Source organism: Amycolatopsis umgeniensis (assembly GCF_014205155.1).
Lineage (GTDB): Bacteria > Actinomycetota > Actinomycetes > Mycobacteriales > Pseudonocardiaceae > Amycolatopsis > Amycolatopsis umgeniensis.
On sequence record NZ_JACHMX010000001.1, the window covers coordinates 264392 to 278248 of the forward strand.

A 13857-nucleotide genomic window follows, 5' to 3' on the forward strand; every position below is an offset into this window, starting at 1 on the left:
ATCCTGAAGTGAGTTCCACCGCCTGGTTCACCCACGACCGGTTCGGGATGTTCGTCCACTGGGGACTGTATTCACTCGCCGCGCGGCACGAATGGGTGCAGAACCGCGAAAAGCTGACCGACGAGCAGTACCGCGTCTACTTCGACCACTTCGAACCGGACAAGTACGACCCGCGTTCCTGGGCTCGAGCCGCGAAGAACGCGGGCATGACCTACGTCGTGCTCACCACCAAGCACCACGACGGTTTCTGCCTGTGGGACAGCGACCTCACCGACTTCAAGGTGACGAACACGCCGTACGGCAAGGATCTGCTGGGTCCGTTCGTCGAAGCCTGCCGCGAAGAAGGCCTCAAGGTCGGCTTCTACCACTCGCTGATCGACTGGCACCATCCCGCGTTCCCCGTCGACGGCACCCATCCCCGCCGTGACGACCAGGAGTACATCGCGGCGCACCAGTACGCCGACATCGCCGAGTACCAGCTCTATCTGCACGGTCAGGTCCGCGAGCTGCTCACCCGCTTCGGCACGATCGACTATCTGTTCTTCGACTTCTCCTACAAGGGCCGCAAGGAATGGTGGGGCGGCAAGGGACCGGACGACTGGGACTCCCCCGGCCTGCTCGAAATGGTCCGCGAACTGCAGCCCGGCATCCTGGTCAACGACCGCACCGGCATCCCCGGCGACTTCATCACCCCGGAGCAGTACCAGCCGTCCGGGCCGATGACCCGCGACGGTGTCCCGGTGGTGTGGGAGGCGTGCCAGACGCTCAACGGCAGCTGGGGTTACGACCGCGACAACCTCGACTACAAGAGCCCCGAGCTGCTCATCCGGATGCTCGTCGACGGCGTGTCCAAGGACGGCAACCTGCTGCTCAACGTCGGGCCGAACGGCCGGGGCGAGATCGACCCGCGGGCGCACGAAGTACTCGCCGAACTCGGCCGCTGGATGGACCGGCACGAACGTTCCATCCGCGGTTGCGGCCCCGCCGAGTTCACCCCGCCCGCCGACGGCCGCTACACCCAGCGCGGAAACCGGCTCTACCTGCATCTCTTCAGCTGGCCGATGAACCACGTCCACCTGCCCGGCCTCGCCGGACGGGTGCGCTACGCCCAGTTGCTCGACGACGCTTCGGAAATCCGGGTGGTGCACACGGATCCGCGGCAGACCGCACAGAACACCCAGATGGGCGCGCTGCCCGAAGGCACGCTCACCCTCAAGCTCCCGATCCGGAAACCGGACACCCCGGTCCCGGTGATCGAACTGTTCCTGAACACAGAGAGCCCCGCCGCCGCGGAAACCCTCCCCACCGATTGAGCACGGAGGCATCATGGATCGCAGAAGGTTCCTCACCGGCGCCACTCTCGGCGCCGCGCTGGTCACCGTCCCCTGGGTCACCGCCGGTACGGCCTCGGCCAAGCCTCAGGGGCTGTGCGCGCTGAACGTCAGTTCGCTGACCGAACTGCAGAACGCCATCAACTCGGCCGCCGCCGGTGCCGTCATCACCCTGAACAACGGCACCTACACCGTGCCCACGGGCAAGCCGATCAGCATCAAGGGCAGGCGCGGCACCAAGGACCAGCCGATCACCATCGTCGCCCAGTCCGTCGGCGGGGTGACCCTGAACGGTGAGCAGAGCTTCGTCTTCGACGACTCCACCGGCGTCACGATCAGCGGATTCAAGCTCCGGCAGAGCACCACGCTGGAGATCCCGCCGAACTGTTCCCGGATCCGCCTGACCCGCAACGATCTCCAGTTCGCCGACATCACGGACCTGCACTGGGTGATGGTCCGCGCCGACTACAGCAAGATCGACCGCAACCACTTCCACCACAAGACGACGCTCGGCGTCATGCTCTGCATCGAGGGCGCGGACGAAGACAAGATGGCGGTGGGCGTCCACGTCTTGCGGAACTACTTCTCCGACCACACCTTCGCCGGGGACAACGGTGGCGAGCCGATCCGGCTGGGCGTCAGCCCGCGTGCGCTGAGCACCGCCGGCGCCACGGTGGAGTACAACCTGTTCGAACGCGCGAACGGCGACCCGGAGGCGATCTCGGTCAAGTCGTCGGGCAACTTCATCCGCAACAACACCATCCGGAACAGCCTGGGCGGCATTGTGCTGCGCCACGGGAACAAGACCGTCGTCGAATCCAACTTCATCATCGGCGGCAAGGAAGGCATCCGGATCTACGGCAACGACCACAAGATCCTCAACAACTACGTCGCCGGGCTGTCCAGCAACGCGCTGGTCATCGGCAGCGGCTCCGTCCGGGACCACTTCCCGGGTGAATCGAAGGAATCGCGGCGCGGCAACGACGCGGCGGACCGCGTGCTCATCGCGCACAACACGCTGCTGAACAACAACAGTACGCTCTCCGGCGAGACCAAACGGACGATCGAACCGCGCGACTGCACGATCTCGGACAACCTCTTCGTCGGCAGCAACGGCGACCTGGTCTCGATGAGCACCACGGGCAACTTCACCTGGTCCGGCAACATCCTGTGGGGTTCGGGCGGGAACGGGAACATCCCGGCGGGCACTTTCCAGCGGGTCGACCCGAAGCTCGTGCAGGCGTCGGACGGGGTCTCGCGCCTCGCCTCGAACAGCCCCGCGATCAACGCGGCGACCCTGTCGACCGCCCCGGTCACGGTGGACATCGACGGTCAGGCCCGCGGCAGCCAGCGCGACGTCGGGGCCGACGAGTACTCGACGGCCGCCATCGCCAACCGGCCGCTCACCACCGCGGACGTCGGCCCCGCCGCTCCGTAGCGAAAACCCGGGCTCACGCCGGCGGCCGTCCTCGCCGGCGTGAGCCCGTACCACCCGAGGAGGAGCCATGCCGCAGCGCGCCGCGGGTTCTGTCACCCTGGCCGACGTCGCCCGTGAGGCGGGAGTATCGCTCGCGACGGCGTCGCGAGCGCTCAACGGCGGGACCAGACAGGTCTCCGGGGACCTGCGGAAATCGGTGCTGCAGGCCGCGGAACGCTTGCAGTACACGGCGAACGTACCCGCCCAGGCGATGGCCCGCGGCCGCGGCAACGTCGTCGGACTGCTGGTGCACGACATCGTCGACCCCTATTTCTCCTCGATCGCGTCCGGGGTCATGCGTGTGGCCGCCCGACACGGTCTGACGGTCACCATCGCTAGTACGGAGAACCATCCCGAGAAGGAACTCGAGTACGTCACGACGTTGCGCGGTCAGCGGGCCAGAGCGGTCATTCTGGCTGGTTCGCGCAACGAGGACGATGCCCTGCAACGGAATCTGACGAACGAACTCAAAGCGTTCGAAGCCGCCGATGGCCAGGTCGTGGTGATCGGACAGCGCAAGCTCCCGTTCGACACCGTCATGCTGGAGAACCGCGCTGGAGCGGCGGATCTGGCTGAGCGACTCGTCTTGCTCGGACACCGCGACTTCCTCGTCCTCGCCGGGCCGCCCGGCCTGATGACCTCGCGGGATCGCGTCCTGGGTTTCCGTGACGGCCTCACCCGACAAGGCATCGCGCTGCCCGAGAACCATGTGCTGCGTGCGGAGTTCACCCGTGACGGCGGCTACGCGGCGATGGTGCGGGCGATCGAGAACGGCTTCCGCGGTTGCGTGTTCGCGGTCAACGACGTGATGGCCGTCGGCGCGATGGCCGCCTGCCGCGACCGCGGTCTGCTGGTCCCCACGCAAATCGCGATCGCGGGATTCGACGACATCATCACGTTGCGCGACATAAGGCCTTCGCTGTCCACCGTGCGCGTGCCGATCGAGCGGATGGGCGAGCAAGCCCTCGACTTCATCCTCGCCGACCGCGCGGACAGCCCCCGCGTCAAGCCGATCACCGGCGAGGTCGTGCTGCGGGAAAGCACTCAACCGTTGGAGGGAAAATGATCCGCCCGGGACTGTGTTCGGTGACGCTGCGGCGGCTGGACGCCGACGAGGTCGCCCGCCGTGCCGAGGAAGCGGGCCTGCAGGTGATCGAGTGGGGCGCCGACGTCCACGTCCGCCCTGGCGACGACTGGGCGGCCGACCGCGCGTGCGAAGCCATGGACCGGCATGGTCTGACCTGTGATTCCTACGGATCCTACTTTCGCGCCACCCCGATGGAGACCGGGAAGTTCGGCGACATCGCCGCCACCGCGGCCCGGCTCGGCGCGTCGAGGATCCGGGTGTGGGCGGGCAAAGCGGGCTCGGCGGACGTCGACCCCGAAGAGCGTGAGCAGGTCGTCGCCGGTCTGCGCAAGGCCGCCGACGACGCGGGCGAACACGGTCTGGAAGTCGCGCTGGAGTTCCACGGCGGGACACTGACCGACACCGCCGAATCGACAGTCCAGCTGCTGGAGGAGGTCGGCCGCGACAACCTCGGGACCTATTGGCAGCCGCCGCAGGATCTTCCGGACGAGCGGACGCTGGCGGGGCTGGAACTGGTCCTCGACCGGGTTCGCGCGGTGCACGTGTTCTCGTGGTGGCCCAGCAACGAGCGGCACCCGCTGACCGCACGGACAGAGCTGTGGACGCGGGCGTTCGAGCTGCTCGCGAAGACCGGGCGGCCTCTCGACGCGTTGCTGGAGTTCGTCCCGGACAACGATCCGGAACTCCTCCCCGGCGAGGCCGACTCCCTGCGCAAGCTGATCGAGGCGGGCGCGTGAGGTTCACCGAAGCCGACAGGCTGCTGTTCGCGGGCGACTCGATCACCGACTCCAGCCGCGATCGCACGGATCCCGCGTCACTGGGCAAGGGGTACGTCCGGCAGATCGCCGACCTCCTGCCCAGCGGGCCCGAAGTGATCAACAAGGGGCTCAACGGCAACCGGATCTACGATCTGGAAGCCCGCTGGACCACCGACGTCCTCGCGATGCGCCCCACCGTGCTGACCGTGAAAATCGGCATCAACGACACTTGGCGGACCTTCGACCGCGGCCTGCCGAGCCCGATCGGGAAGTTCCGCGGTGCCTACCGCAGGCTGCTGTCCGGCGCGCGGCAGCATCTGCCTGCCGAGTTGTACGTGATCACGCCGTTCCTGCTGCCGGTGGAGCCGGAACAGCACGACTGGATCGCCGATCTGGCGCCCCGCGTCGAAGTCGCACTCGACGTGGCGGCCGAGTTCGGCGCGCGCCCGGTCCGCGCGGATCTGTTCATGCCTCGGGCCGCCGAAGAACACGGGGCGGCGACGCTGGCCCCGGACGGCGTCCACCCCAGCCCGCTCGGCCACCGGTTGCTCGCCGAGGCGTGGCTCGCGGCGGTCGAGGAGGCCCCGCGTCCTTAGCGGATACAGTTGCGTCGTGAACCGGGATGCCATCATTGCCGGGCGCTACCGGCTCGAGCGCAAGGTCGGCCGCGGCTCGATGGGCATCGTGTGGCAGGCGCGCGACGAACGGCTCGGCCGGACGGTCGCTGTCAAGCAGCTACTACCGGACAACTCGCCGGACGACGCGCCGTTCCGGTCGATCGTGCGCGCGATGCGGGAAGCCAGGGTCGCCGCACGGCTCAAGCATCCGCACGCCGTCACCGTGTACGACGTCGCCGAGCAGGATGGAACCCCGTTCCTGGTCATGGAGTTCCTGCCGTCGCGGCCGCTGACGGAACTCCTCGCGGACGACGGCCCGCTTCCCGCGGGCCGGGTGGCGGAACTCGGCGCGCAGGTCGCCTCGGCGCTGGCCGCGGCCCACGCGGACGGGATCCTGCATCGGGACGTCACGCCCAACAACGTCCTGATCACCGAGGACGGCCGGGCGAAGATCGCCGACTTCGGCCTGTCCCACGCCACGGGCGAAGGGACCATGACCGGCGGCGGCCTCGTCGTGGGCACTCCGGCGTTCCTCTCCCCCGAGGTCGCGGACGGCGAGGAACCCGGCTATCCGTCGGACGTCTTCTCCCTCGGTGCCACGCTCTACACCGTGCTGGAAGGCGCACCGCCCTTCGGCACCGACGGCAACCAGATCGCGCTCCTCAAACGGGTCGCCCGCGGCGAGATCATCGCGCCGCGCACCACCGGCCCGCTCACGGACGTCCTGCTGCGGCTGCTCCGGCGCGATCCCGTCGAGCGGCCGGACATGGCCGAGGCCGAGCGGATGCTCAGCGCGGTCGCCGACGGCCGTCCGGCGATCCTGTCCGGCACGAAACGACTTCCCACCCCCACCCGCCGTTCGCGGCTGCCGTTCGCGATCGCGGGCGGTGCGGTGGTGGCGGGTGGTGTCCTGGCGGGGATCCTCCTGTTCGACGGCGACACCCCCGACGCGCCGGCGGCGGCCCCACCCGCGAGCACCTCGGCGGAGAAACCGGTGTGCGAAGCGCGCTACGAGGTGACCAATCGCTGGCCCGGAGGCTCGGAGATCCGCGTGTCCGTGCGGAATTCCCAAGACTCCCGGCTCACCGGCTGGGAAGTGAGCTGGACCCTGCCGCCCGGCACCCGCATCGCCACTCTGTGGAACGGTTCCCTGGCACAGGAAGGCGACCGCGTGCGGGTGTCCGAACTCGACTGGAACGCCGTGCTGCCCGCCGGCGGGACGACGACCTTCGGTTTCATCTCGACCACCGGCGACGACGGCGGGAACGCGCCTGTCGCGGTGTGCCGGAGTTCCTAGCGCCTGCGTTTAGTCCTCTGAATGCGGTAGTTGCACGTGCAACTACCGCATTCAGAGGACTAAACGCGTCCTTGTCGATTCGCGCGCGTTCAGCCGCACGGGTACCTCGATGCGACGCGGCTCGTCCTCCGGAGTGACGCCCTCGATGAGGTCCATCAACGCCGTGGCCGCGCGTCCACCCACCTCACGCGGGTGGACGAACATCCCGGTCACCTGCGGCGAAGTGAGCCGAAGCGAACCGCTGTCCACCGCGCTGCAGATCCCGAGTTCGCCGGGTACCGCGAGGCGCCGTCGGCGAGCCTCGTGGAGAACGCCGAGGGCGAGGTTCTCCGACGTCGTGAAGACGGCGTCCGGGCACACTCTCCGGTCGAGCAGCCTGCCCAGGGCCTCCGCCGTGCCTTCGGTGGTCGGCGGTTCGTCGATCTCGGCCACCACCGGTTCCAGCCCCCGGTCTTCCACCCAGGCGGTGTACCCGGCGACGAGATCCGCCGCGTACGAGCGGCTGGTGTCGGTGGTGATCATCGCCGGACGCTCGTAACCGTTGTCCGCCAGGTGATCCAGCATCAACCGCGCCGCCGCGACCAGGTCGTTGTCGACGACGACCGGCACCGGGCACGGCGCCGCCAGCGGGCGGCCGGTGGTCACCAGTGGCCGATCCTGACACCAGCCGGTGGCGAAAAACGGCTCATCGCCGCGAGGGTCGACGAGGATCGCGCCATCGACGGCGAAAGCGTTCAGCCTGTCGAGATCCGCGTCCGACGGCGTCAGCAGCAGGGCGTACGACCGTTTCGACGCGGCTTCGGCCGCCCCGTTGAGGACCTCGAGGAAGTAGTCCGAATTGGGCACGAGCGCGCAAGCACTGCTCGCGTCGACCGAATTCGCGAGCTGGATCGCCAGGGTGCGGCTGCGCCGGGTGACCAGCTGCTGGGCGTGGACGCTGGCCTGGTAACCGAGTTCCGCCGCCGCCCGTGCGACGCGCCGCCTGGTGTCCTCGGAGATCCGGCCCTGCCCGCTGAGCACGTGGGACACGGTGGTGATCGAGACACCCGCGGCGGCGGCGACGTCACGGATGGTCGGCGACACTCAGGCCTCCACGGGCGGTCCCCAAACGCGGTTCGGCCGGTCGGTGTCCAGCCGATAGTCGGTGACGTGGGCGTCGCCCAGCCTACGTCCGAGGTCGGCCGCGGCCTCCAGCGGCCGGGCGGGATCTCGCTCGACCTCGCCCCGGCTGTTGCCGACGCCGACCACGATCCCGGCGAGGTCCTGGCGCAGGTACCGGGTGAGTTCCTGGAACTGGGCTTCGAGGCCGAGCGTCGCGCCGCGATAGCTCTCCTCACAGGAGATCAGCACCGCGGCGCGCTTGTTCATCAGCCCCGGCACGACCTCGGCGGTATGCGGCGAACTGCCGGAGGTGTAACAGAAAAGCCGGTCGAAGAAGGATTTGAGCCTGCCGGTCATGCCGTACCAGTGCAGCGGCGTCGCGTACACGATCGCGTCCGCCGGGAGCACGTGGTCGAACAGCAGGCGCTCGTAGCCGTCGCCGATCCCGCAGGACCGGTCGCTCAGCCGGCAACCGCGGCAATCCCCCAGCGGCGACTCGACGAAATCGGACAGGTGGACGAAGCCGACCGTGTGCCCGGCTTCCTCCGCTCCCTTCGCCAGAGACTGGGCGAGCGCCCAGGAGTTGCCCTCACGACGCGGGCTCGAATCGAGCACCAAGACCTTCACATGGTTCTCCCCGGAGAGACTGCAAAAACGCTTTTGCAGTCTCTCCGGGGAAGGTTTCACCTGTCAAGCGACCTTGGCGGCCGCCGCGAGGACGATCTCCGCGACGACGTCCGGCCGCGACACCGAGACGGCGTGCGAGGCGTCGACACGGGTGACCTCCGAACCGGCGCGCTCGGACATGAACGCCTGCGCGGCGGCGGGGATCGCGTGGTCCTGCTCGGCGATCAGCGCCCAGGACGGCACGTTCTTCCACGCCGGCTCGCCGTCGAACGGCGTGGCGAGCGCACGCTCGGTGACCGGACGCTGGGTGACGGCCATGACGTCGGCGGTCTCCGCGGGGACGTCGGCCGCGAACACGTCCGAGAAGTTCTCGGGCTTGATCGACAGCTCACCCTGGGAGGCGAGGACGTTCGTGGTCTCCGGACCGAGCTTGCTCCATTCGAAACGGCCGGACAGCTCGAACACGCTCTCCCCCGCTTCCGGCTGGAAGGCGGCGATGTAGACGAGCGCCTTCACGTTCGGCGCGGTGACGGCCGCGCGGCTGATCACCACGCCGCCGTAGGAGTGCCCGGCCAGCACGACGGGACCGTCCACGCCATTGACGACGTCGGCGACATAGGCCGCGTCGGACTCGATCCCGCGCAGCGGGTTCGACGCCGCCAACACCCGGTAGCCCTGCTCCCGCAGCTTCGGGACGACGCCGTTCCAGCTGGACGAGTCGGCGAAAGCACCGTGGACCAGGACGATGGTGGGCTTCTGGCTGCTCATGGTGGCTCCTTCAAAGCGAGAGAGAATGATCGGTCTTTCTCCCAGAACAATGCTCGCCGATCACGCCTTCCGCAATGTGACGAAGGCGATCTGGTGGAATGACCGTTCTTTCTCTAAGGTGGGGCCATGCCGACTGTCGATCGGGACGTGCACCCGAAGGTCAGGCTGCTCGAGACCGCTTCACGCTTGTTCTACGCCGAGGGCATCCACGCCATCGGGGTGGAGCGCCTGGTCTCCGAAGCGGCTGTCACGCGGGCGACCTTCTACCGCCACTACCCCACCAAGGACGACCTCGTCGCCGCGTACCTGCGCGCGACGAGTGAGCAGATCCGCGCGGGCGTCGGCGCGATGACGCGCGGCAAGCCCGCACGCGAAGCGCTGCTCGCCGCGCTGGGCATCATCGGCGACAGGACGCTCGACGACGACTTCCGCGGCTGCCAGTTCCTCAACGCCGCCGCCGAGTACCCCGACCCCGCCCACCAGGTCCGTCAGGTCATCGACGACCACCGGGACTGGTTCTTCGGCGTACTTCGCGACCTGGCGCGCGACGCGGGTCATGCCGACCCCGACCACGCCGCCCGCACGCTCGTCCTCCTCCGCGACGGCGCACTGCACGGCGGGAATCTCGACGACGCCGAGACCGTGCGCACGACCTTGCGCCGCGCTGTCACCGACGTCGTGGGCTGAACTTTCCCCGCGGCGAGTCCGGTTCATCGAGGCGCCGCAGCGGTATCTGTTGCGGGAGTGGTGAACCGGCCGAGCGCGTGGAACAGGGTGGTGGCGAGCACGAGGCCTTCCCTGACGATCGGCGCGAGCAGATGCTCGTCGGGCGCGTGCTGCAGGCAGCCCGGGTAGGAATGCGGCAGCCACAGGGTCGCGATGCCGAGGATGTCGGTGAACACGTGGTTGGGCAGGCCACCGCCGAAACTCGGCAGGATCGCCACCGGCCGGTCGGAAACCTCGTCGAGGACGCCCTTCGCCCAGCCCACCCACGGATTTCCGACCGGGGTGCGACTGGCCTGGAAACTCGCTTCGACGGCGACCTCGACCATCGAAAACCCTTGCGAGGCAAGGTGTTTCCTGATCGTGTCCGCGACGTCCGAGACCTCGGTCCCGGCGACGTAGCGGAGTTGCAGTACCGCGCGGGCCTTGCCGGGGATGGCGTTGACGGGCCGGTCGATATCGCCGGCTCCCAGCGAAAGGACTTCGAGGGTGTTCCAGCCGTAGAGCCGCTCGGCGGCCGAAAGCCCTGTGTCGCCCCAGCTTTCCTCCAGTGCCGGATCTCCCGGTTTGCCGGCGATCCGGATCTCCGCGAGCGCCTCGCGGACGCTGTCAGGGAGTTCGGGCGGCAGGAGACCGGGCACCCGGATGCGCCCGTGCCCGTCGACGAGACAGGCGATCGCCCCGGTGAGGGTGGTGGCGGGATTGCGCAGCACCCCGCCCCAATTCCCGGAGTGATAGGCGTCGGGGCGCAGGTCGACGTCGAGCGAGATCCGGACGGCGCCGCGCGCGCCGAGGAACACCGTGGGCGTCGTCGCGTCCAGCCGCGGGCCGTCCGAGGCGATGAGGACATCGGCGCCGAGTGCCCGCGACTGCGCCGCGACGAACTCGCCGAGACCGGGCGAGCCGATCTCCTCTCCGGTCTCGAACAGGAACTTGAGGTTGAACCCCAGCGAGCCCGTTTCGGCGAGGAGCAGCCTGAGCGCGGTCAGGTTGATCAGATGCTGCCCCTTGTTGTCCGCCGAGCCGCGGCCGTACCAACGCTCGCCGTCGGCGGTCAGCGTCCACGGGTCACGACCCTCGCTCCACCGCCCTTCATGGCCGTCGACGACGTCGGCGTGGCCGTAGCACAGGACGGTCGGCAGCTCCGGCGACTCGATCCGGGTGCCGATCAGGAAAGGGCCACCGGCGGGATCGGGGTTGGGATACCGCCGCACCGTGCAGCCGAGCTCCGTCAAGGCCGGAGTCAGCACCTCGTCCAGGTATGCCTTGATGGCAACGCGACCGTCCGGATGGTCGCTCACGGTCGGGTAGCGGACCAGTTCGGCGAGTTCGGCGAAGAAGGCGCCCGAATCCACGTGTTCTTGGGCCTTCGAAACCAGTTCCGCTGGGGTGGACACGTTCTCTCCCGTTTCGTTCGCCGAGTGTCGAGGAGAAGCGTAGGCCGGTTCGCCTACACTGACCATTGCCGTTTGCGGCGCCCCGCGTTCTGATCGAGGCAAAGGAACTGCCATGCGCCTGCTGCCGATCGCGCTGACGTACTTCCTGGAGGTCGCCCGCACCGGCTCGGTGTCGGAAGCGGCGGCCGAACTGACCGTCGCACCTTCGGCGATCAGCCGTCAGATCGCGAAGCTCGAGGCCGGGATCGGAGTACCACTGTTCGTCCGGCGTCCGCGTGGCATGGAGCCGACCGACGCCGGGAACCGGCTGCTCGACCACGTCCGCCGCAGCGAAGCCGAATCGGCCGTCCTCGTCGACGAACTTCGTACCGGACGAGGGTTTCACGCCCGTTCGCTCACGGTCGCCTGCTCGGAGGGGTTCGCCCGCCGTGTCGTACCCCAGGCGATCGCCGCCTTCCGCCGCGAACACGACGTCACCTTCCACATCGACGTCGTGAACCGGGAGGAAGCCACCCGCCGCGTGCTCGACGGCGCGGCCGACGTCGCGGTCACCTTCACGACCGGGCCTCAGCACGGCGTGCGGGTCGAAAGCGCCGTCGTCGTCCCGGTGTACGCGATCGTTCCGCTCGGCCATCCGCTGACCGGTCGCGACTCCCTCGGGCTCGCCGAACTGTGCGAACACCCCCTCGCCCTGCCGTCGCAGGGTCAAAGCCTGCGCGATCTGTTCGACATCGCCACCCGGATCGAGAACCTCGTGGCCCGTCCCGTGCTGGTGTGCGACGAACTCAGCCCGAAGTACGAGTTCGTCCGATGCGGCGGCGGGATCGCGCTCGTCGGCGGCCTCGGTGACATCGAGCAGGACGCGGCCGCCGAAGGAGTGACCTACGTCCTCCTCGACAACGCCGTGTTCCGCAAGCGCGAGGCCCAGGTGCAGACCATGGCGGGACGGACGTTGTCCTTGGCCGCCTCGCGGTTCACCACGCTGCTCACCTCGTTCGTCCGCCCGCCGGTCAGCGGATCAGGACGCCGGGATTGAGGATCCCCGCCGGGTCGAGCGCGGTCTTGGCTGCGGTGAGCGCGGCCGCGAACGGATCGGGACGCTGCCGGTCGTACCAGGGGCGATGGTCGCGGCCGACGGCGTGGTGATGGGTGATCGTACCGCCGTGCCCGGCGATCGCCTCGGACACCGCGGCCTTGATCTCGTCCCGCTGCCCGACCGTGCTCCCCCAGCGCCCGGCGGCGTAGATCCCGTAGTAGGGCGCGGGACCGTCCGGATAGACGTGCGTGAAACGGCAGGTCACGACCCCCGCGCCGCCGCACACCTCGTCGATCGCGGCGCGGGCCGCCGAGGTGATCGTGTGGTGGAATTCTTCGAATCCCTCCCAAGTGCACGCGGTCTCGAAGGTCTCGACGATCAGCGAGCGTCGCGCGAGGGCGTCGCGCTGATACGGCATCCGCAGGAACGAAGATCGCCACGTCGACGCCGAGTCTCCGTCAGGGCGTGCGGAATCCTTGCTGCGCCTGGTTTTCACGACCCCGCCATGACCGGCGGCCAGTTCCAGCGCGCGATCGAGCCAGATGTCGACCGGATGGTCGGCGGATTCGAACCCGACCAGGAGCAGGCCACCGCCGACGCTCGCGCCCGCGTTGATGAACGCCTCGGCCGGATCGAGCAGGCGGCAGTTCGACGGGTGGAGCCCGGACTGCGCGATCGCGCGGGTGGCGGCGATCGCGTCCTCCTGGCTCTCGAAGGTGATCGACGCGGTGACCTGCCAGACCGGCCTGTCCTGCAGGCGCATCCACGCTTCGGTGATCACGCCGAGCGTGCCCTCCGAGCCCAGGAACATCCGGTCCGGCGACGGGCCCGCGCCCGATCCCGGAAGCCGTCGTGATTCGCTGATCCCGGCCGGGGTGACGACGCGCATCGACTCGGTGAGATCGTCGATATGCGTGGCGAGGGTGGCGAAATGCCCACCGGCGCGGGTGGCGAGCCAACCGCCGAGGGTGGAATGGGCGAAGGACTGCGGGAAATGCCGCAAGGTCAGCCCCAGCGGGCGAAGCCGGTCTTCGAGGGCGGGGCCGAAGATCCCGGCCTGGATCCGGGCCGCGCGGCTGACCGTGTCCACTTCGAGCACGGCGTCGAGTCCCGCGAGATCCATCGACACCGCCGGTCCTTCGAAGCGAGGTTCGACGCCGCCGACCACGGAACTGCCGCCGCCGTAAGGAATCACCGGTGTACCGGAAGACGAGCACCAGTCGAGCAGGTCGACGACGTCCTGTTCCGAGCGCGGACGGGCGACCAGATCCGGGACGTGCTCGGCACGTCCGAGCAGGTTGCGGACGACGTCGCGGAAGGCCTTGCCCCGGGCGTGGGACAAGCGATCGGCGACGTCGTCGCCGCACAACGCGGCGAGCGCGGCGGGCGGGTCCAGCCGCGACGGCGGCACGTCGAGATCCGACGGCCGCGGCGGGCCGTGATCGGTGAAATCGTGCCCGGGCAGCACCGCCGCCGTGCGGGCGACGAGCGCGTCGGATTCCTCCGCGGTCAAGGCTTCGGCGGTGTTCCCCCAGCCCCACCAGGAACGCTCTCCGGCCGGCATCGGCGCCTCCGTTCGATCTGACTCCCCAGTAAGTTACTCAACGGTCAATTATCGTGTCAACGCGTGACGGAGAT

13 protein-coding genes are annotated in these 13857 nt (G+C 68.9%); 8 read left to right on the forward strand and 5 right to left on the reverse strand.

Annotated features, from left to right (window positions below):
• Positions 1-8 precede the first annotated feature (8 nt).
• From HDA45_RS01155 to HDA45_RS01180, 6 genes are all read left to right on the forward strand, one after another.
• The gene (locus HDA45_RS01155) at positions 9-1313 is read left to right on the forward strand and encodes an alpha-L-fucosidase (protein ID WP_184891438.1); all 1305 of its coding nucleotides are present in this window, start codon (positions 9-11) and stop codon (positions 1311-1313) included.
• A 13-nt stretch (positions 1314-1326) separates the two neighbouring features.
• On the forward strand, positions 1327-2769 hold the full coding sequence (locus tag HDA45_RS01160; protein ID WP_184891439.1) for a polysaccharide lyase 6 family protein: 1443 nt from the start codon (positions 1327-1329) through the stop codon (positions 2767-2769).
• Positions 2770-2836: 67 nt separating this feature from the next.
• Positions 2837-3874, forward strand: a complete 1038-nt coding sequence (locus HDA45_RS01165) for a LacI family DNA-binding transcriptional regulator (RefSeq protein ID WP_184891440.1) — start codon at positions 2837-2839, stop codon at positions 3872-3874.
• Positions 3871-4632: a sugar phosphate isomerase/epimerase family protein gene (locus tag HDA45_RS01170; protein ID WP_184891441.1), complete on the forward strand. Its 762-nt coding sequence runs from the start codon at positions 3871-3873 to the stop codon at positions 4630-4632. The genes HDA45_RS01165 and HDA45_RS01170 overlap by 4 nt, the downstream gene beginning before the upstream one ends.
• The gene (locus tag HDA45_RS01175) at positions 4629-5249 is read left to right on the forward strand and encodes a GDSL-type esterase/lipase family protein (protein ID WP_184891442.1); all 621 of its coding nucleotides are present in this window, start codon (positions 4629-4631) and stop codon (positions 5247-5249) included. The genes HDA45_RS01170 and HDA45_RS01175 overlap by 4 nt, the downstream gene beginning before the upstream one ends.
• Before the next feature lie 16 nt (positions 5250-5265).
• On the forward strand, positions 5266-6567 hold the full coding sequence (locus HDA45_RS01180; RefSeq protein WP_184891443.1) for a protein kinase domain-containing protein: 1302 nt from the start codon (positions 5266-5268) through the stop codon (positions 6565-6567).
• Between the two features lie 51 nt (positions 6568-6618).
• On the opposite strand, the gene HDA45_RS01185 is transcribed toward HDA45_RS01180, so the two are convergent.
• From HDA45_RS01185 to HDA45_RS01195, 3 genes are all read right to left on the reverse strand, one after another.
• Positions 6619-7650, reverse strand: coding sequence for a substrate-binding domain-containing protein (locus HDA45_RS01185; RefSeq protein WP_184891444.1), 1032 nt, complete (start codon positions 7648-7650; stop codon positions 6619-6621).
• Entirely contained in the window at positions 7651-8295 is a 645-nt protein-coding gene (locus HDA45_RS01190; protein WP_184891445.1) for an NAD(P)H-dependent oxidoreductase, read from the reverse strand.
• 63 nt (positions 8296-8358) lie between these two features.
• On the reverse strand, positions 8359-9063 hold the full coding sequence (locus tag HDA45_RS01195) for an alpha/beta fold hydrolase (RefSeq protein WP_184891446.1): 705 nt from the start codon (positions 9061-9063) through the stop codon (positions 8359-8361).
• 126 nt (positions 9064-9189) lie between these two features.
• Between HDA45_RS01195 and HDA45_RS01200 the strand changes: the two genes are divergently transcribed.
• Positions 9190-9750 (forward strand): TetR/AcrR family transcriptional regulator, encoded by a 561-nt coding sequence (locus HDA45_RS01200; RefSeq protein WP_184891447.1) that lies wholly within the window; start codon positions 9190-9192, stop codon positions 9748-9750.
• Positions 9751-9773: 23 nt separating this feature from the next.
• Here the strand turns inward: HDA45_RS01200 and HDA45_RS01205 are convergent, their stop codons facing one another.
• Positions 9774-11183 carry a M20 family metallopeptidase gene (locus HDA45_RS01205; RefSeq protein WP_343071956.1) on the reverse strand — a complete coding sequence of 470 codons (1410 nt, stop codon included), beginning with the start codon at positions 11181-11183 and terminating at the stop codon, positions 9774-9776.
• A 112-nt stretch (positions 11184-11295) separates the two neighbouring features.
• Here HDA45_RS01205 and HDA45_RS01210 point away from each other — a divergent pair, with 112 nt between their 5' ends.
• Positions 11296-12219, forward strand: a complete 924-nt coding sequence (locus HDA45_RS01210; protein ID WP_184891449.1) for a LysR family transcriptional regulator — start codon at positions 11296-11298, stop codon at positions 12217-12219.
• On the opposite strand, the gene HDA45_RS01215 is transcribed toward HDA45_RS01210, so the two are convergent.
• Entirely contained in the window at positions 12194-13783 is a 1590-nt protein-coding gene (locus tag HDA45_RS01215; protein WP_184891450.1) for an FAD-binding oxidoreductase, read from the reverse strand. The two genes, HDA45_RS01210 and HDA45_RS01215, sit on opposite strands and share 26 nt — an antisense overlap.
• Positions 13784-13857 lie beyond the last annotated feature (74 nt).

Excerpts from the sequence above, each read along its gene's own strand:
- HDA45_RS01160 (WP_184891439.1), top strand. The coding sequence starts at position 1,327 with ATGGATCGCAGAAGGTTCCTCACCGGCGCCACTCTCGGCGCCGCGCTG.
- HDA45_RS01165 (WP_184891440.1), top strand. The coding sequence starts at position 2,837 with ATGCCGCAGCGCGCCGCGGGTTCTGTCACCCTGGCCGACGTCGCCCGT.
- HDA45_RS01170 (WP_184891441.1), top strand. The coding sequence starts at position 3,871 with ATGATCCGCCCGGGACTGTGTTCGGTGACGCTGCGGCGGCTGGACGCC.
- HDA45_RS01195 (WP_184891446.1), bottom strand. The coding sequence starts at position 9,063 with ATGAGCAGCCAGAAGCCCACCATCGTCCTGGTCCACGGTGCTTTCGCC.
- HDA45_RS01200 (WP_184891447.1), top strand. The coding sequence starts at position 9,190 with ATGCCGACTGTCGATCGGGACGTGCACCCGAAGGTCAGGCTGCTCGAG.
- HDA45_RS01210 (WP_184891449.1), top strand. The coding sequence starts at position 11,296 with ATGCGCCTGCTGCCGATCGCGCTGACGTACTTCCTGGAGGTCGCCCGC.
- HDA45_RS01215 (WP_184891450.1), bottom strand. The coding sequence starts at position 13,783 with ATGCCGGCCGGAGAGCGTTCCTGGTGGGGCTGGGGGAACACCGCCGAA.